Source organism: Desulfovibrio sp. 6_1_46AFAA (assembly GCF_000224635.1).
In the GTDB taxonomy this organism is placed as follows: Bacteria; Desulfobacterota; Desulfovibrionia; order Desulfovibrionales; family Desulfovibrionaceae; genus Desulfovibrio; species Desulfovibrio fairfieldensis.
Window position 1 is genome coordinate 210,535 of the sequence record NZ_JH114301.1, and the last position, 16,166, is coordinate 226,700.

The window sequence follows — 16,166 nt, forward strand, 5'->3', positions numbered from 1 at the left end:
CAAGAAAGGCTGGAGGAGTTCAGCGCCCGGCCGATCCACTGTTGCGTGTCCGCGTACAGACGCGGATGAAGGCCGTTAGAGGGGCGTTAGATTTTGCAGAAACACTCCGGCGCGGGCATGGGCATGAAAAGGAGAAAAAACGAGGCCCAGGCGGCACGTCAGCGTCTTTTCCCCATGAGGGCTTCTCTGGCGTAGGCGGCAATAGTTTCTTCCATATCCTGTTTGTCTTGCGGTCCAACACCCAGAAAGCGGCGGCGCGGGATTTCGCTGCCGGGATGGAACACGGCGCGGCGCACGTATGACTTGCCGCCCTTGCGCCAGGCCAGGGCCTTTTTGTCCTTGGGGCGTATCCAGTGGGCGCGGGTAATGCCGCCGAACTGATGGATCGCGGCATATGTGACATTTGTGCCCACGCGGGCGTAACCGTGGCCGTATTCCTGATGGATATTTGTTTTCAGAGTGCCATCGCGCTGAAGCATGGAGCCGGTGTAGCCGGTTTCCGCCAGTCGGGCTTTGTAATCCGGATTGAGTTTGGGCCACTTCGCCCCCGTAACAGGATCAGCCTCATTTTCAAAGGCTCGGTCCGTGGACTCGCTCATGATCTGGGCCAGTTCCATCATCAGCGGCGTGGTGTCGCGCATGGCATGGTTCAGACGGTCCAGCGCGGCTTTGGCCTCGGATGTATCAAGATTGACTTCAATTTTCAGCATGGCTATCATCTTTGCAACAAGAGCTGATACGGGCGCGAAAGCGGGTGCTTGACGGAGCGATACCCGCCGTTAGGTACGTTGGGGAGGCCGTTTGACTCCGCCAGCGTGAGACCCCGTATCAGCTCCTTGTTTTTGTATACACCAGCCATCCTTCCCGCAGCCGGTCCATATCTTGGGGCGCGCGCTGCATCACGTTCCAAAGCAGTGACCCGTCACGGTTGATGCGAACCACCGCCAGCAGCGCATTTCGCCCTTCGCTGAACAGTCCTATATAGTTCTCCCGCAATTTGCCGTCCGCGTGCTCCTTGAGCCATACCTCACAGGGCTGCTCCAGCGTGGGCAAGACATAGTTGGCATACCGCTCCCGCGAGTCCGCTTCCTTGGCCACGATATGGGGCAGACTGTCGCGCCAGATGGTGCGCCGCCCCATGGGCGTGGAGATTACGCGCAGGCGTTCCTTGCCGGTAAAGCCGAGGGCCTTGGCAAGCTGCGCCTCGGCGGCTTCCCGGCTGGGGGCCATGGGCAAAAGAGGTGGCGTGGACTGGCGCAAACCCGCAGGCACGTCGCGCAGGCGGGGCAGGCCCAGATCACGCCAATTTGTGACGGCCTTCTGCGGGGGCTCCGGCATATTTGCCTTGAGGTCGCGCAGAAAGGCTTGGCCGGGATTGTAGTCAAAGCCCACGTCCGGATAAAAAACATCACCTTGCGTCCCGCCGATGCGGTAGCCCTTGACCGTGCGCTGCTCCATTTCTCCGGTGAGCGGATTGCGGACCGGCACCCGTTTTTCCGCCTCCAGCCCCTTGCTGGATTCCAGGATATGCCCGCCGCGCCGGAAGCCGCGTTCGGAAAGCGTTTCCACCCGACAACGGCACCCCCAGCCGTTGGGCGGATAATGGCTCTGCCAGATGGGATCATCCCAGCGATACACGCGCCCGTGCAGCGCCGCGTGGCTGGGGCGGGTCCGCGCATCCATGACAGCCATGTAACGCCAGTACGGGGCGGCTTTGGCACTTTCCGTCTGCTGCTTGTAGCGTCCGGCGTTGTATGCGCTTTGCGTGTTCTGGCGATAGATCAGATTGAGGCGGGCCACGCTGCCGCACTCCCCCTTGCGTATTTCTCCGGTTTCGGGGTTGGCGATCTCCCCCTTGCCCCACCAGCCCTTGCGTTTGACGGTGTCTTCCAAGGCTTGGCGAAACTGTGCCTTGCTTTGCCCTTCGGCTATAGCCGTGGCTGTGGCGGCGCGAATATCGTCCAGCAAATCCTGTTTGGTGACACCCGCCACGGTGAAAGCGCGGGCGTGCTGTTCACGCCAGACATCCTGCCAGCGGAATGATATTTTGAGGCCCCTGCTTTCAAAGTAGTGAATGGCCTCACGCGGCGGGAGCCGACAGACGTAGGAAAGGTCCACGCCCGTGCCTTTGTCAGCCATGGGTACGCCCCCAGACCTCGGCCACGAACATGGCGCGGGCCAGCACGTCCGCCAGTTGCGCCTCGTCCATCTGCGGGTAGAGTTCGCCCAGGCGGGCTTGCAGTTCCGCCGGGGCCAGTCCCGCCTCCAGCTCGGCCATGAGCGGAGCCAGCAGGGCTTCGGCGGCGTCGGCCAGGGCCGCGTCAGCGTCCATTCTGTCCAGGGCGGCCTGGGCCGCATCTTCCGCAGACTGACGCCCGCCCCAACGTCCTGGGGGGGACGGGCTGCCGCTTGCCGCAAGTGCGGTTGCGGCTGCGCTCCCGTTGCGCGGCTGGCCGCCGTCCCTGGCGGCCTTATCTGTTTTCCCCCTATCATCTCCGTCGCCGCCATCCGGCGCTGCCGCTGCTGCCTGAAAAACGTCATTTTGGCCGCTGGCCTGGGGCAGTTTAAGCCGCTCGTGCACAAACTGCCTGCTGATCCGCATGTACGGGGCCAGCTTGGGCAGGGCGTCGGCGTATAATTGCAGATCCGCCGCTTCCTGGGTGTCAAACTGCCAGTATGGCAGGAGCGCGCGCTCAGTCACGCCCAGATTGAGCAGCGCCAGCGGCCGTAAAAGCTGTTCGCTCAGCGTAGAGGCCAGTTGTCTGGCGTCCGCCGCCAGAATGTCGCGCCGCACCTCGTTGTGTATAATGCCCAGGGCGTTGGTGCTGGTTTTGCCGTCCGCCTGGGAGGTCAGCGTACCCCCCAGAATGGCCTTGCTCATGCCCTGTTCGCAGCGCGTCACCAACTCGCCGGGGATGTTCCGCACCGTGGCGCTGGGGGATTTGAAAAGCACTTCCATGCCGCTGGGAATGATGCCCGCCGCATCCTGTCCCAGGCAGCGCAGGGCGTTGAGCAGCGCGGACTTATCCTCTTTGCTGCTGCCCGGCGGGTACTTGCCCAGGCGCAAGGGCAGACCATGTATCTGGACATACTGGATTTCGGAGCTGGCGGCATAGGCGCGGATCAGATAGGTCCAGGCCAGCACGCGGAACAGGCCCGCGCGAGGCAGCCAGCCCGATTTGCTTTTGTGGGTATGCACCAGCCAGCCGCAGGGCCACAGCTCCACACCGTCAGCGCTGCCGTCGCGCAGGCGCAGGGCGTTGCGGTCGGTAACCAAGGTCTGGAACCAGGACTGCGGGCGGAAGGTCAGCGCCGCAGGGATATGCAGGCCCTCGCTGTAGTCCCACTGGATTTCCAGAGCCGCGAAGCCGTGGCCGATGGCGTCGGCCATGTCCGTGAGCATGTCCTCAACGCTGGGCAGCATGTCCACAAATTCCCGGACCTTGGCGGCCACGTCCCTTGCCTTGGCGTCTTTCGAGGCGGGGATCACATCCCATTCCAGGGGCAGCAGCGCCCGCTTCCTTTTGCCCATCTCCGCCGCAAGGTGATCGCAGCGATCTTCCATGTCGGCAAAGAGCGCATGTTGTTCCGCGATATTGCCCGCGTCGGCGTCGGCCAGGATGCGGCGCAGGCGGTTGGGCGTAAGACCGTGGGTCAGATTCGGCATTTGTTCCAGATAGAGCAGCGAGGTGTTCAGGTCGCTGTCCTGGCTCTGCAGCTGGCCCTTGATGACTTCCGGACGCGGACGGGCGTTCCGGTTGTAGCGGGGACGGCGTATCATCATGGTCAATTCCATCTCTGGCCCCCAGAGGGGCCGTTAAAATCATCGTCATCATCAGTGCCAAGAACGCCGCCCAATATGCCGGGCGCGCGCGGCACTCGGATGAATGCATCCTGGAGGCTGACAAAACCCTGAGTGGCCGTGCGCCAGAGCATTTCCAACGCGTCCGGGCCGTCGTCGTGGTCCGCCATGGGGAAATGGCGCAACTGGTCGATGAGGACATGACTGTCAGGGTTGAGCAAAATACGCCCCTGGCAGAAATAGGGGTGCAGGCTCTCAATGCGCAGCAGCTTGTCCGTGCTGTTCTTCAGTGGCGACACGGGCAAAGGGAGTCCCTGGCGCACGGCCTCGCGCACCAGCACATCCGCAAAAAATTCCTGGAACTGCACGGTCTCCACGGCCCACATCAGGCAGCGCCAGCGCCGTTGCAGTGCAATCAGATCCTGGATAATGCGGTCAGGGTGGCGCTTGCGGATGTCCGCCTCAACCTCGTAGAGGCGCATATTTTCCCGGTCCAGGCCGCCCACCAGCAGGGCCGACGGATCGCGCCCGGCCCCGGCCTTGCCCAGACTGGGATCGCAGGCCCCGAAGTACAGCAGGCCGGAGGGCAGTTCCGTCCAGTAGACCATGACCCCGGCGAAGGGCGCGGCGTCGCCCACAAGCGGATCATTTTGCTGCTCGGCGTCAAAGGCCGCGCGGTTTTCGGCCCGCTTGCACATCAGCGTGTACAGGGGCCGGAACGTGGGCCAACTGACCACCGCCCCCGCGTTCATCTTTTCCCGGTTTCCGTCATAAAAGGAGCGGGCCTTGTCCGGGCCGTCCGGCGGTACCTTATAGATGCGTTCCCATAGCTCCCACAGATCCAGGCGGTCAGGCATCCTTTCCACGGCCCGGAAGGTCTTGCCCCGCCACTGCGGTTTTTTGAGCGTTCGGGCCAGTACGGAGTCGTAATGCAGGATGGTGCCGATATAGACCACGTCCATACTGTCGTCAGCCGGGCCAAGGGAAAGCACGGTGCGCAACAGCCAGTTCTCCAGCTTGTCCCGTTGCTCGGGGCTACGCACGTTGTCATCGTTCTCCAGGTCATCCAGCAGAGCCAGATCAGGGCGGTGCGGGCCGTGGCGCAGGCCGCGCATGCGTTTGCCCGCGCCGAAAGCCTGTATTTTGACGTTCAGGGCCGTGATCACCGTGCCCACGTTCCAGACGCGCCCCTCGCCGCAGTGGGCCGGATAGTCCGCCGTCAAGCGGGGATTGCTCTCCAGTTCCACCTTGACGGCCTCCAGAAAGGACGCCGCCTGCTCAAAGGCGTCGGCAATGATCAGGATATACCGCTTGCGGCCCGTGACTACGCACCAGAGCAGGAAAAACACGTCCACAAAGGTGGTTTTTGCCTCGCCGCGCGGGGCCGCGCAGGCCAGCTTGACGCCCTCCGGGCTGTTCACGGCAGCGGGCAGCGCATCATCCAGCCAGAGATGCAGACGGCTGTCCCCCGTGGGGGTGCCGTCCTTGCGCCGTGTATAATGCGGAAAGTAGGTGCGCCGAAAAAAGGGGAAATCGTGCTGTGCTTTCCGGCGGCGTTCTGCGCTGGCCGCCGCATCCACCGGAAAGGCGGCGCAGTCGGCCTCTATGGTGCGACGCAGCCCGGCGGCCAGGGCCGCCAGCTCTTCAAGAAATTTTTTCGTGTTCAGCTGCTTCATGGAAGATGCCGCAATAATTGTTTACAAGCGATAAAAATTCATGGCACAGCAACAGGGAATGACCTTCTTTGTCCCTGAATCCATAGGCAGAAAAGATTTTCATCAACTCCCCCTTATCGTGAGGGGGATCAGATGGAACGTAAAAGTGTTCGCTCATCAAATATTCGCTCCATTGGCTATGATGACGAATCCGCCGTGCTGGAAGTCGAGTTCACGAGCCGCAGCATTTATCAATACTATGGCGTCCCGGCAGGCGTGTATCTGGCGTTGATGGCGTCATTTTCCAAGGGACGCTGCTTTGGCGCTCATATTAAAGACAGATATAGATACCGTCAGCTCCGTTAACCGAATCAGCCACGCCCGCTTCCCAGCTTTTCCGCCACCTCGTCGGCAAAGGGTTCCAGCACTTCCAGCAGGGCCGTGGCGTGCTGCGGGAACTTCTGCCGCACGAATTCCGTCAGGAGCTGGATCACGCGCAGGGCCACGGCCAGCTCGTTGCTTTCCGGCAGTACGCGGCGGCTGGCGGCCACCATTTTGTTGAAACTGTCCGCCAGCGAAGCCAGGGACGCCACCTTCTGTTGGGCGGTCATATCCGATGCGGTGATGATCTCGCCCATGAGCGTCTTGTGCTGGGTGACGTAGTCGCTCAAAGTCTGGCGGGCAATGGCCTCCATACCTTGCCCGGCCAACATATTGGCCGCGCGCAGCTTATCCCAGTCATCGCCCTGGGCCGCCGCGCTCTTTTTCCAACTCCGCAGCGTGGCCAGGGAGATACCGTGCGCCGTGGACACCTGCGTCAGCGGCAGATTATCATAGATATATGCGGCGCGTGCCGTCGCGCGGGTCTGGGCGTTATGGGCCATGGTTAGGGGCGCTCCCTATGCTGTGTACCGACCTCATCGTCATGCACGGCCTCTCTCACAGCGTGTTCAATACGACGGCGGCCGCCCACCACCAGCGTCTTGAGTATGCCCGGCACGGGTATGCCCAAAACATACAGATGGCCGATGACGCTGGCGCAGTCCGTAAGGATCAGGTAGGCCATGAATATGTCCACAATGGGCAGGCCCACCCCCACGGCCCGCTGGAAAGCCATCTGCACGGCCACGGCCATAAGCAAAAAGAGACCGTAGCAGATATAGCGGGCAAGCCCGTGTTGCAGGCCACGGCACAGGCTCTTGTTGCGTTTGCAATGCACGGCGATGCGCGTCAGCATTTCGCCTGTAAGCGTGGCCAGCAGCACGTAGAAGAGCACTTCATCCATACCCAGCAGCAGGCAGAGCGAGGAAAGGGCCGTACCCACCGCCACCTTGCCCGGCCACATGTCGGCAAGACGAGCGCTGTAGTAGGCAAAGGCCTCCGGCCAGTTGATGTCCGTCATTTGGAGATCTCCGTAAGCCCGGTGTAAAAATCGCGCAGGGCCTGTTGTTTGTCATTGCAGTCGCGAAAAGCGGCCTCCACATTCTGGACATAGCGCACATATTCCAGCCCGGCCTCACGCTTTCGAGTGTTGGAAACATCCGCCTGGGCGATGGCGGGGAGCACGGCACTATTGACCGGGGGCGGCGGACAGTTCTGGAGCAGCACCGCCGGAGGGCGGACCGACAACGGGGGCGGCATACTCTTCGAGCATGCGGGCAAGGCGCTCAAAATAAGCGCCATCCCCAAGGCCGGGAGCGTCTTGCTCAAGATTGCGCAGAAGTTGGGCATTGTTTTTTTCCTTTTCCTTGGCGGCGAGACGGGCCGTATCGAGTTTGAGCAGTGCCGTGTCCGCCGCACTGCGCGCGGTTTCATAGGCGGCGAGGCTCGCGCGGGCGCTGGAGAGTTCGGCGTCAGCTTCCCGCCAGCAGCCCCAGAGCCACCAGTTGGCGACTAGCGAGGCCAACAGCGCGGCGCAGGTCAGCACGCCCAGAGCGGCGATAGCCCAACGGGTCACAGCAGCTCCTCCAGCAGCTTGCCTTCGAGGCGACGGCGGCGTTGGTAGCCGCTCCACAGACTGATGTTCTTGAGGCGGTCCGCCGCGTCGGCCCAGTCCTGAGTGACAAACGCTTTCCAGGTATTGGGATATTTGCGCGGGCTGTTGACCCCGCGTTGGTACTGAATGCTGACGATCACGGCCTGGGCCTGCCAAGGCAGCCGAGAAAACATGCCCGGCACGCCCACAGCCCGGTCATAGTAGCCGGAAATTTTGGCAACGTGGTGATTGAGCATGGCCGCGTCCAGATCGTCGGCCACGTCTTGTCTGAGGGTCAGGGGCAGGCGGTGCAGCACGGCCACGGCGGCGGCCTTCCGCTGGCCCAGATAGGGGCGAAGCTGATTGACCGTGCCGGAGTTCACGCCCATGCCGCCGAGTGTGGCGGCGTCCGTCTGGCCAAGGTCCACGCCCGTGCCGATGGTCACGCCGCTGATGCCCATGGGCACATAGCGCTCAGGGTTCTGGCCCCCGTAATAGTTGGCCGTGCCGCCCGTGGTCCGGTCGCACGGGATATAACCGCGCAACTGCTGCGGCCCCTCAAAGCCGGGCCGGTTTAATACTTCCCGTATTTTGTCAAGATGGATGCCGTTCATGGTCGCTCCTTTGAAAAGTGTGCGGACCATTCACAGCAAAGCCCGCACTGCCACTGTAGTGGCAGCACGGGCTCAGGAAAGGCTGGATGAGTTCAGCGGTCGTCCAGAGGACGGGACGGGGGTTACAGGAGGCTCCCTTGCCGCTGTGCCGGGGGGTCGGCTGGCGACGGTTTTTTGAGGATGCGCCAGATATAGCGGTCGCAAAGGCGGTAACGCAGGGCCAGCACCTGCACAAGCTGGCGCTCGGATAAACCCTGCTCCGCCAGTTCTGCGCGGTCGCGCAGGATGGCCGCGTCCCTCACCTTGACCAGGGCCAATTTGCAGTTTGGGATATACAATTCCGTGGCGGCATATTTGCGGGCCAGTGCCCGCGCAGTGTCATGATCCACGCGCTTGGCGATGTCCGCCAGCATGGCCCGGCCCAGGGGCGTTTCACCGTAGGGGATGCGCAGAGTCAGGCCGCCGTAGTTTTCCACCAGCTTGAGCGTGGCGGGCAGGCCCAGCAGGCGGGCAAGCTCCTGTCCCTGTCGCGGCAGCAGAGCGAATTCCAGCACGTCCAGACCGCACGGCTCCGGCGAGCTCACATGCATGGCCTCAAGGTGGCGGGCTACGCTTTCTTCGGGTTGATACATAATACTATCCTCCTGTTTCGCGGGCCTGCTGGCGGACCAGGGCTGCCACACAAGCAGTCAACTGTGCGCGGTCGGCGGTGCCAAGTTCAGCGCTATTTTTGCTCTGCCGCCGGATGATGGCGTCCGCGTATGCGATGGGGCGGCCCACGGCGACGCATAGGGCGGCTATCTTGCCGTGCAGTGGGCGCAACTCCGGGGGCACGGCCTTGGGACGGCGCGGGCGCGGCGTCCACCCCTTGGCCCGGAACTCCGCCAGCATGGCCTTGAGCTGGGGCACGGTACACTTGGCGGCGCTGTCGTACCCGGTGACGGATTGCAGCAGATCGCGGTAGGTGGCGTCGTCCAGGGCCATGTCCTTCTGGGCAATCTTGACGCTGGCGATCAAGCCTTTACGGAAAGGATCAGGCTGCTTTCCCGACATGGTGGCTCTCCTTACGTTTCCGCGCCGCCAACAGCGCGCACTTCTTGCAGTAATGCTCTTTCCCGTTGAGGCTGACCCAGCCCTTGCTTTTCAGGCGGGTCAGCAGCGTGGAATAGCCCACGCCCGTCACGGCGCGCCCGCAGCCGTCGCAGATGATGGTGGTTTGTTTGCTCATTACCCTTGTCCTTGAAAGGAACTTATTTCCATCGGAAGGTCTGAGATAATCCAAGCGGAGCAGCTTGGCGGCAGTAAGCAAGCACGCCCCGTAGACCCAACCGTTCCATGACAAAGCGATGTAACTTGGGGTGGCTTTCGGCCAAACGCTCAAAGCGGTTGCGCCCTCTCTCATCAAGATGCAGGCCGAAGCAGCAAAATACACAGCCCGTGCGGTTCACGCCTGTAGTTTTGGGCGATCCGTCCTCCCCCCGGACAATGCTTCCATACACGGAGGGGATACGAATGCCGTTTTGTGCGATACAGCGTAGTACGTCCGCTTCCGTCCAAAACGACAGCGGGGCCGAACGTGGGCGCTTCATGTCGAAGGCGTTGCAACCGCCCTCCAGCAGATAGGCGCGCTGTCGCGCCTTGCTGTCGCTAGCCAGCGTACCGACGAAAGGTTTACGACCACTCTCGCGCTCATAGCGGGCTGCGGTGTTTTTCTTCATCACTTCGCAGCATTTGTCAGAGCACTCGAAGGGGGCGTCGAAAAGGAAGCGCCAGCGCAACGGCACCTTGAAGCCTTCAACTTTTTTTCCGAAGCGGTTGATGCCTTCAAGATATAGACGCCTGACGTTCTCGTTTTTGCCGGTGGGATGGCGGACGACATGGACGCCCCGCGCAATTCTTTTGCTGGCGATGGGCCATCCATGCCGCTCCACTACGGCGGCAAAACGCATTTCAGGTCTCAAAATAACATGGTTTGGCGTATCAAGCACTTGTCGCACTACTTCGGGATATTCCAGGCCGGTGTGGCAGAAAACGGCGGGGACCTCTGGAAAAAGGCTGCGAACCAACCAAAGCAGAAGGGACGAATCCTTGCCGCCGGAGTAGCTGATGCTGACTTGGCCATCCCATGCTTCATACCAGTCACGGATGACGGAGCGGGAAAGATTAATTTTTTCCTCCAGCGGAAGGGCCTGCTTGCGCGCCAGCTCCTTCTGGCGGGCTGCGATGAGTCCGCTTTGCGTAGCCTGTGCCACTCGGCGCTCAAAACCACTAAGCGGCGCGGGAGCGTGCCCGTGCGCGTCCAAAAGCTGCTGAGGTAGCGCAACGGGACGTGGAGGCAGAAGCGAGCATTGTGTCAGCATTGTGTATTTTCCTTAGTTCTCTGGAGCTGTGCCGCCGCATTGAGGGCATCCAACATGACTTTGACCATGGCCTGAGTTTTCTCCGGAGCGCGGCGGCCCTTGTGGACAAAACAGACTACGCTGCCGTCCTTGTTGTCGCGGATCAGCCATGCGTCCGCCTGGGTGCGGCGCAGAATAAAGCGTTGCGTATTGCTGGGCATCATTGCCTCCCTTGGCTGCTCGTCAGGCCGGAGCCACCACGCCCCGGCGACCGCCCCACGCGGGGCGGTTTCGTGGTTAACATCGCTACAGCGCCGCCATATCCAGCGGGATGGCGGCGTATTTGCCGTCCTTGCCGCGCTCGTAGGCGCGCACATATGCCTTGCTGTCCAGCACTTGCAGGCTGTCGCCAATGGCCTGCATGGCCCGCTGCCAGCGCTCATCCTCGATTTTGTGGCGGCGCAGGGCTAGGAGCGCGTTAGTGTTGATGCGGCCTTCCTGGTTGACGTTGAACGCCTGTTCGACGATGGCCCGCAAGGGTGTGGGGCTCTCGCGGCTCCATTCCTCCAGGCATCCGTCAATAAGGGCCTTCGCCGCGCGCAGGCCTTCGTCAAAGCCCAGCGTTTCGCTGTATTGGCGCTTAATCTTGTAGCGCCCGTCGAAAGAAAGTAGCGTCACGTTGCCCTTGTCGCCGCCCACCTTGGCCCCGTAACGTTCGGCGGATATCTCCACAAAGGCCGCCACGTCGCCCATCAGCTCGTTTTTCAGGGCGCGGAGCTGCGCCTGCATGGCCTTGACCTTCTCCACCTTTTCCTTGACCAGTTCGTCGCGGGCGAGGTCGATTTCTTTGATTTGCGCCACGGGCACAAAGCAGCCGCGTGCGTCTTCCATGTAGCCTTCGGGGATTTGTGTCTGGCTCATCGTTGCACCTCCTGCCTACTCGGCCTTGTCGTCTTTGCCGCAGCTCTGGAAAGGGCCAGGGAACGGGACCACCCGACAGCGCCCCCCCTTGTCGGGGGCGGGATTCGGCGCTGTCTGCGAAGGCTCGGCCAGACCAGCAGCGGCGCAGGCCACGGACAGCCCCAACTCCATGCGCCGCGCCTGGACAGCGTGGGCCATCAGGTTGGTGCGCAGCATGCGCAGATACGCCCACTCTTCTTCTCCCACTTTTCCGCCCAGCACGCCGATGCTCACGGCGCAGGATTCCAAGTCTTGACTCAGCATTTTTTTCCACTCCAAAGGTTACACTGTTGGCACTCACGCCACTGGCGGAGCGCATAGGGGTTAGAGGTCGGCATGGGAGCGGCCCGGCGCGAGGCGCAGGCCTCCGGGCCGCGCGCCCCGCCATAGACGGGGCAGGGTTGCCCCAGAATTTCCATGATGCGCTGTTCCATGCGGCCCGTGCCGCCGGGATATTTGCCGTTGATCACAAGGCTCAGGCTGGATCGAGCCACGCCCAGGCGACGGGCTACAGCCGTAACGCTGCTGCCAGCTACGGCACTTTCAAGCAGGGCGGCGGCAGTGCTATTCATGAGATGCCCCCAAGACGATGATTTCACCCGTGTTACGGTCCGTGACGCACTTCTCCGCCCGGTTGTAGGCCGGGGCCAGTGCCCCATGATTTGACTCTGGCCGCAGATAATAGGCTTTGGTGCGCCCGGTCATACCGAGCATCCCGGCCCGGTACAGCGCCCGGCAGTAGTTGCGCAGATTTTCTTCCGCCCCTTTTTCCTCGCCGTCGCACAGCGTGGTCAGCAGATCGTCCACGCTGAAATGATCCCGCATCCGCATCACATTCCACGCCCGTTGCCGCAGGGTGCGCCCCTCGCTGGTCGCCGCCCGGCCTTTGCGCTGGCAGGGCAGAAATCCTTCCGCCAGTCGCGCCCGGCCTGCCTCAGTGAGGCCGTGCATGCCGCCCTCACTGTGAATAAGTTTGTGGTGGCGCAGGCAGCAGCACAGCTTGCGGACATATTCGCTGGACACGCCTATGCTGGAGGCCAGTTTCCGGGTGTACTGCGGCCCCTCGGATGCAAGCCGCTCCATAATGTTACGCACGGCATCCATGTCACGCCGCCTTGCGTACTTTTTTCGCCGTGCGGCTCTGCCAGTCATGGGCCAGTGCCACGCCTTCAAAATGCGCCACGTCCAGCGCGCCTTGGAGGCCGTTATCTTTGGCCAGCCGCTCGATCCCGGCCAGGATGTTCAGCACTTCCCGCATGCGCCCGGCGGAGAGCCGCAGCACTTCGGCGGACAGCGCCGGGGTCAGCTCGTATTCGCAAAGCTGTTTGCAGGCCAAGGCCACGTCCGCAGCCGTGCATGGCGTGAACTCCACTACCTGGGCGATGCGGCTGCTGATCTGCTTGAACCGATTGATATTGCGCTGTATCTGCTCCATGCCGATCAGCACCACCGTCACCTCTGCCCGATCCGAGAAGTCGCGTACCTTTTCCAGCACGGCGGCATTATCCCGCAAGGTAAACTCCGCCTCGTCCACAATGAGCGGGCACTGACGATCAACCAGCACGCGCAGGGCTCGGTCAAAAAGCTGCTGGGCCGTCCCGCGAGAGTCGATGTTCAGCGCCCGGCACAGCTCGGTCAAAAAATACTTGGGCGTCATGTCCACATTGGCGCGCAGAAAGATTGCCCCGGCGTCTTCCGCCCAACGGGATACAATGTGGCTTTTCCCGTATCCCGGCTGGCCATGCACCAGCATCATGCCCGCCTCAGCCGCGCCGCGCTGCTCCACGGCTTTGACTCCCGCAGCAAAGCGGGCGTAATTCTCTGTTTTCACAAAGGCTTTTTTCATGATCCCTCCTAGTCGATACCTTCAATTTCCAGTAGTTCACGCATGTCCGCGTATTCCTCGCCCTTGCGGTAGATTTTGATGAATGCCGCATCGGCCTCTGTCTGCTGCTCAGGGTGACGCCGCAGCCAGCGGAACCGTTCAAACTGGCTGACAAAAAGCGCCGGGCGCTGTTCTTCCGGTTCCGCCTCAACAGGGGCGGCAGCCGGGGCCGAGGTCAGGTCTATGCAGGGCCGTGTGCTGTCCGCCACGTCCAGGGCCGGAGAGGTGTCCCGTTCCGGCAGGATGATCTCAGCGCCGGGGGCCACGCGCTGGAGCTTGGCGTCTATGCGCCGCACCTGCTCTTTGGCGCGTTTTTCGCGGGCGGCTGCAATCTGGCTGGGCTGGAAATAGGGCCGGGTATTGCCTTCCAGTGCGGCCTCGCAGATGCGCCGCCCGTCCAGGGTCCAGCACCACACGCGGGAGCTGTCCCAAATGTCGTATCGGACCTCCACAAAGGCATCGTGGTAGTCGGCCAGCTCCGGCGCAAAATAGTTGCCATTCTGGAAAAGTACCCAGCCGTTGCGGCACTTGCGGCGCTCGCCCGGCATAAACAGCTCGCTCTCCATGCCTTCCGGCACACGCACCGGAGCAAAGCCGCGCGCCTCGAAAGAGCGCCAAAATTCGTCCGGCGAGTAGTGGCGCATACGGCCCAGGCTGTCGCGGTAGCGCGGCAGTCCCTTGTGCGGCGAGGAATTGTATTCTTCCACCCGCGCCAGCACATGCCTCTTGAACTCATCCCAGGTGGGCAGCACGGCGCGCTTACCCTTCGCAAGGGCCGCGCGGCTGCGTTTGAAATTTCGGTGGGCGGCATCGCCATCCATCAGCGCGCCCGTGTAGCTTTCCAGCCCTTGGGCGGCGCGTACCCACAATGTCTTGACGCCGCGCTCCATGAGGCCCTTGCCCTGTGGGCGTCCGGGGATGGCGCGGCAGGGTTCGATACCCAACCGTTGAAACATGCCCGTGCGGTCATCCAGCATCAGACGATTGAGGTAGCCGGGGCCGCCGTCGCTGTAGAACAGCGCCGGGATGCCGCCGAAGCAACAGGCCATGCGCAGGGAGTCCAACACCGTAAAACGGCTTTCAGCCAAGGCGATGGAGAGGCCGACACAGCGCCGTGTGGCCACATCCAGTACCGCCGTTACCTCCGGCTTAAAGGGTTGGCCGTTGTCGGGGTGCAGCACCTCGGCGTCAAAGGTGGTACCGTCCGCCGTGTACACGTCACCGGGCCAGAGTTCGGAGGTGTCGCGGCGCTGATAGGGGCGCAATTTCAACAGGGCGTTACCTGTGGCGCGGCCCGCCTCGCGTTCCGGTGCGCTCATCTTGGCCAGCAGGCGGCGCACTGCGTGGATGGAGGGCGGATTGCCCTCCCCGCGTGCTGCCAGCTCCCTGCTAAATTCGCTGTAGGCCAATGCTACGGATGGATGCTGCGGTTTCTGATAATGTCGCAAAAAATCGTCAAACCATGCGGGCACCGGGGCCGTTTTGCTCTGGCTGGGCAGCAGCCCGGCTTCGCCACGCTCGGCGTAATCCGCCATCCAGCGATAGAGGGTGCGCCGGGTCAGCACGCCGCCGCGCTTGCAGGCCGTGGCCATGGAAATTTGCTCCATGAGTATGGAGGGGAGGCTGCCCAGGCGCGAGGAGTCCGCCAGATGACGAATGGCCCCTTCTTTACCCAGGATGCCGGACATGCGCTCAATCTCGCGCACAAAGGCCAGACGGGCCGTGGCCACCGCGCGCTCACGGTCTGACGCGCCTGGAAATAGCGGTGTTGCGCTAGGGGCGGGCGTGTAGTTGATGGGCTGGACCGGAGCCGGAGCAGTGCCAAGCGTGGTGTTATTAATGGTGCCAACTACGGCGCGACTGTCCGCCTCTTGTGTGGCGTATTGTTGCCGCAACAGGCCGGAGGTTATGAGTTTGCGGGTTTCCTTGGGCATGCTGGACACGAGCCACAACTTGCCGCCGCCGCGTCCGAGACGCTGGACGGATTGCCAGCCTTCGCGTTTGGCGCGAGTAAGAACACTCTTGATGGCAACGCCCAAAAAACTGGCAATTTTTTGTGTCGTGTATGTCATATGAACGTCGCCCATCGTTTGTTCCTATCTGTCCGTCGTACGGGGATCGCAAAGATATTCTTCCGCCGCGCCATGCTCGCGTAGCCAATCCAGCACTTTGGGACTATGGATTTTCCCTGACAAAGTTCGGTAAATGGCCTCGCTGGAAACACCTAGATCACGCGCCAGAGCCGCACCCGTCAGCCCTTGGGCGTCCAACACTTCTTGCAGACGGCGGCGATATTTGGCGCGCTCAGCTCCAAGGGCCATTTTTTGGGCAAATGTCAGACTCACAGTTCATCCTCCAATTTGCGGAGCCGTTTTCTCATTTTCTTTTGTTCAATCAGCGTGCGGGCATATTCGCAGAGCTTGCGATCCTCTTCCGTCATAATGTCGAGCCCAAGAGGGCGGAGCATGGCGCGTAGAGGTGCCGGGCTCTCCGTGGCCAGACAAAAAGCCAGCACGGCAAGGAGGGACGGAGGATGGCTTTCATCCGAGGGTGACAACCATTTGTCCAGAGTATCTTTACTGATACTTCTGGTGTTGCCCGTGGTTAGCTTCACCCCGCTGGCGCTGGCCACCGCGTTGATCTTGTCCGGCAGCGCCTTGCGGCCTTCTCCCTCCGGCGCGCCCGCTACTGCGCGCATGGCCGCCTTGATGGCGGGCATGGCGCTGGTAAGCGGCGCGCAGTGGTCAAAGAGGGAGGCTTGGCGCATAAGGCTTCCTTTGCTTGTCCAAATCCTGTCAAATCGTGGACGTTGACCTTTTGTTTGTGGGCCGTTAATTTGATTTTAGTTTGGAAAACCAACCGCCCACGAATTTCTTTTAACTTAATACGGTTCAATGTCAACTATTTTTTAGGGTAAAACTTTATATTGCTCTAAA

23 protein-coding genes and 1 other RNA gene are annotated in these 16,166 nt (G+C 61.8%); 1 reads left to right on the forward strand and 23 read right to left on the reverse strand.

Annotated elements, in window-relative coordinates; all coding sequences use genetic code 11:
- Nucleotides 1-158: 158 nt before the first annotated feature.
- From HMPREF1022_RS16480 to terL, 4 genes are all read right to left on the reverse strand, one after another.
- Nucleotides 159-710, reverse strand: a complete 552-nt coding sequence (locus HMPREF1022_RS16480; protein WP_050801247.1) for a phage virion morphogenesis protein — start codon at nucleotides 708-710, stop codon at nucleotides 159-161.
- A gap of 118 nt (nucleotides 711-828) precedes the next feature.
- A complete protein-coding gene (locus tag HMPREF1022_RS16485) occupies nucleotides 829-2,139 on the reverse strand; it encodes a phage minor head protein (protein WP_009302066.1) in 1,311 nt (436 codons plus the stop codon).
- A complete protein-coding gene (locus HMPREF1022_RS04445) occupies nucleotides 2,132-3,784 on the reverse strand; it encodes a DUF935 domain-containing protein (RefSeq protein ID WP_009302067.1) in 1,653 nt (550 codons plus the stop codon). Before HMPREF1022_RS04445 ends, HMPREF1022_RS16485 begins: the two co-directional genes overlap by 8 nt.
- Before the next feature lie 2 nt (nucleotides 3,785-3,786).
- Nucleotides 3,787-5,478, reverse strand: coding sequence for a phage terminase large subunit (gene terL / locus HMPREF1022_RS04450; protein ID WP_009302068.1), 1,692 nt, complete (start codon nucleotides 5,476-5,478; stop codon nucleotides 3,787-3,789).
- 132 nt (nucleotides 5,479-5,610) lie between these two features.
- Between terL and HMPREF1022_RS17050 the strand changes: the two genes are divergently transcribed.
- A complete protein-coding gene (locus HMPREF1022_RS17050; protein ID WP_009302069.1) occupies nucleotides 5,611-5,823 on the forward strand; it encodes a KTSC domain-containing protein in 213 nt (70 codons plus the stop codon).
- Between the two features lie 5 nt (nucleotides 5,824-5,828).
- On the opposite strand, the gene HMPREF1022_RS04455 is transcribed toward HMPREF1022_RS17050, so the two are convergent.
- The 19 genes from HMPREF1022_RS04455 to HMPREF1022_RS04525 form a co-directional block, all read right to left on the reverse strand.
- Nucleotides 5,829-6,341 (reverse strand): DUF1804 family protein, encoded by a 513-nt coding sequence (locus tag HMPREF1022_RS04455; protein ID WP_009302070.1) that lies wholly within the window; start codon nucleotides 6,339-6,341, stop codon nucleotides 5,829-5,831.
- Between the two features lie 2 nt (nucleotides 6,342-6,343).
- The gene (locus HMPREF1022_RS04460) at nucleotides 6,344-6,859 is read right to left on the reverse strand and encodes a phage holin family protein (RefSeq protein WP_009302071.1); all 516 of its coding nucleotides are present in this window, start codon (nucleotides 6,857-6,859) and stop codon (nucleotides 6,344-6,346) included.
- Nucleotides 6,856-7,023 (reverse strand): hypothetical protein, encoded by a 168-nt coding sequence (locus HMPREF1022_RS17965; RefSeq protein WP_156802838.1) that lies wholly within the window; start codon nucleotides 7,021-7,023, stop codon nucleotides 6,856-6,858. Before HMPREF1022_RS17965 ends, HMPREF1022_RS04460 begins: the two co-directional genes overlap by 4 nt.
- Before the next feature lie 4 nt (nucleotides 7,024-7,027).
- The gene (locus tag HMPREF1022_RS04465) at nucleotides 7,028-7,414 is read right to left on the reverse strand and encodes a hypothetical protein (protein WP_009302073.1); all 387 of its coding nucleotides are present in this window, start codon (nucleotides 7,412-7,414) and stop codon (nucleotides 7,028-7,030) included.
- The gene (locus HMPREF1022_RS16490) at nucleotides 7,411-8,046 is read right to left on the reverse strand and encodes a pesticin C-terminus-like muramidase (protein WP_009302074.1); all 636 of its coding nucleotides are present in this window, start codon (nucleotides 8,044-8,046) and stop codon (nucleotides 7,411-7,413) included. Before HMPREF1022_RS16490 ends, HMPREF1022_RS04465 begins: the two co-directional genes overlap by 4 nt.
- Nucleotides 8,047-8,168: 122 nt before the next feature.
- Nucleotides 8,169-8,678, reverse strand: coding sequence for a Mor transcription activator family protein (locus HMPREF1022_RS04475; RefSeq protein ID WP_009302075.1), 510 nt, complete (start codon nucleotides 8,676-8,678; stop codon nucleotides 8,169-8,171).
- Nucleotides 8,679-8,682: 4 nt separating this feature from the next.
- The gene (locus HMPREF1022_RS04480; protein ID WP_009302076.1) at nucleotides 8,683-9,099 is read right to left on the reverse strand and encodes a regulatory protein GemA; all 417 of its coding nucleotides are present in this window, start codon (nucleotides 9,097-9,099) and stop codon (nucleotides 8,683-8,685) included.
- Nucleotides 9,080-9,274 (reverse strand): hypothetical protein, encoded by a 195-nt coding sequence (locus HMPREF1022_RS04485; RefSeq protein ID WP_009302077.1) that lies wholly within the window; start codon nucleotides 9,272-9,274, stop codon nucleotides 9,080-9,082. The genes HMPREF1022_RS04480 and HMPREF1022_RS04485 overlap by 20 nt, the downstream gene beginning before the upstream one ends.
- Before the next feature lie 22 nt (nucleotides 9,275-9,296).
- A complete protein-coding gene (locus tag HMPREF1022_RS04490; RefSeq protein ID WP_009302078.1) occupies nucleotides 9,297-10,406 on the reverse strand; it encodes a phosphoadenosine phosphosulfate reductase domain-containing protein in 1,110 nt (369 codons plus the stop codon).
- The gene (locus tag HMPREF1022_RS04495; RefSeq protein ID WP_009302079.1) at nucleotides 10,400-10,606 is read right to left on the reverse strand and encodes a hypothetical protein; all 207 of its coding nucleotides are present in this window, start codon (nucleotides 10,604-10,606) and stop codon (nucleotides 10,400-10,402) included. Before HMPREF1022_RS04495 ends, HMPREF1022_RS04490 begins: the two co-directional genes overlap by 7 nt.
- Nucleotides 10,607-10,615: 9 nt before the next feature.
- Nucleotides 10,616-10,684: hammerhead ribozyme type II (locus HMPREF1022_RS17055), an RNA gene on the reverse strand.
- Between the two features lie 7 nt (nucleotides 10,685-10,691).
- Nucleotides 10,692-11,306, reverse strand: a complete 615-nt coding sequence (locus HMPREF1022_RS04500; RefSeq protein ID WP_009302080.1) for a DUF3164 family protein — start codon at nucleotides 11,304-11,306, stop codon at nucleotides 10,692-10,694.
- Between the two features lie 15 nt (nucleotides 11,307-11,321).
- Nucleotides 11,322-11,609 carry a hypothetical protein gene (locus HMPREF1022_RS04505; RefSeq protein ID WP_009302081.1) on the reverse strand — a complete coding sequence of 96 codons (288 nt, stop codon included), beginning with the start codon at nucleotides 11,607-11,609 and terminating at the stop codon, nucleotides 11,322-11,324.
- On the reverse strand, nucleotides 11,603-11,917 hold the full coding sequence (locus HMPREF1022_RS17060; RefSeq protein WP_009302082.1) for a hypothetical protein: 315 nt from the start codon (nucleotides 11,915-11,917) through the stop codon (nucleotides 11,603-11,605). The genes HMPREF1022_RS04505 and HMPREF1022_RS17060 overlap by 7 nt, the downstream gene beginning before the upstream one ends.
- The gene (locus tag HMPREF1022_RS04510) at nucleotides 11,910-12,449 is read right to left on the reverse strand and encodes a hypothetical protein (RefSeq protein WP_009302083.1); all 540 of its coding nucleotides are present in this window, start codon (nucleotides 12,447-12,449) and stop codon (nucleotides 11,910-11,912) included. The genes HMPREF1022_RS17060 and HMPREF1022_RS04510 overlap by 8 nt, the downstream gene beginning before the upstream one ends.
- Before the next feature lies 1 nt (nucleotide 12,450).
- Nucleotides 12,451-13,191: an AAA family ATPase gene (locus tag HMPREF1022_RS04515; protein WP_009302084.1), complete on the reverse strand. Its 741-nt coding sequence runs from the start codon at nucleotides 13,189-13,191 to the stop codon at nucleotides 12,451-12,453.
- Nucleotides 13,192-13,199: 8 nt separating this feature from the next.
- Nucleotides 13,200-15,302, reverse strand: coding sequence for a Mu transposase C-terminal domain-containing protein (locus tag HMPREF1022_RS04520; protein WP_232221547.1), 2,103 nt, complete (start codon nucleotides 15,300-15,302; stop codon nucleotides 13,200-13,202).
- A gap of 24 nt (nucleotides 15,303-15,326) precedes the next feature.
- Nucleotides 15,327-15,575: a hypothetical protein gene (locus HMPREF1022_RS17065; RefSeq protein WP_009302086.1), complete on the reverse strand. Its 249-nt coding sequence runs from the start codon at nucleotides 15,573-15,575 to the stop codon at nucleotides 15,327-15,329.
- Entirely contained in the window at nucleotides 15,572-15,997 is a 426-nt protein-coding gene (locus HMPREF1022_RS04525; RefSeq protein WP_009302087.1) for a hypothetical protein, read from the reverse strand. The genes HMPREF1022_RS17065 and HMPREF1022_RS04525 overlap by 4 nt, the downstream gene beginning before the upstream one ends.
- Nucleotides 15,998-16,166: the final 169 nt, after the last annotated feature.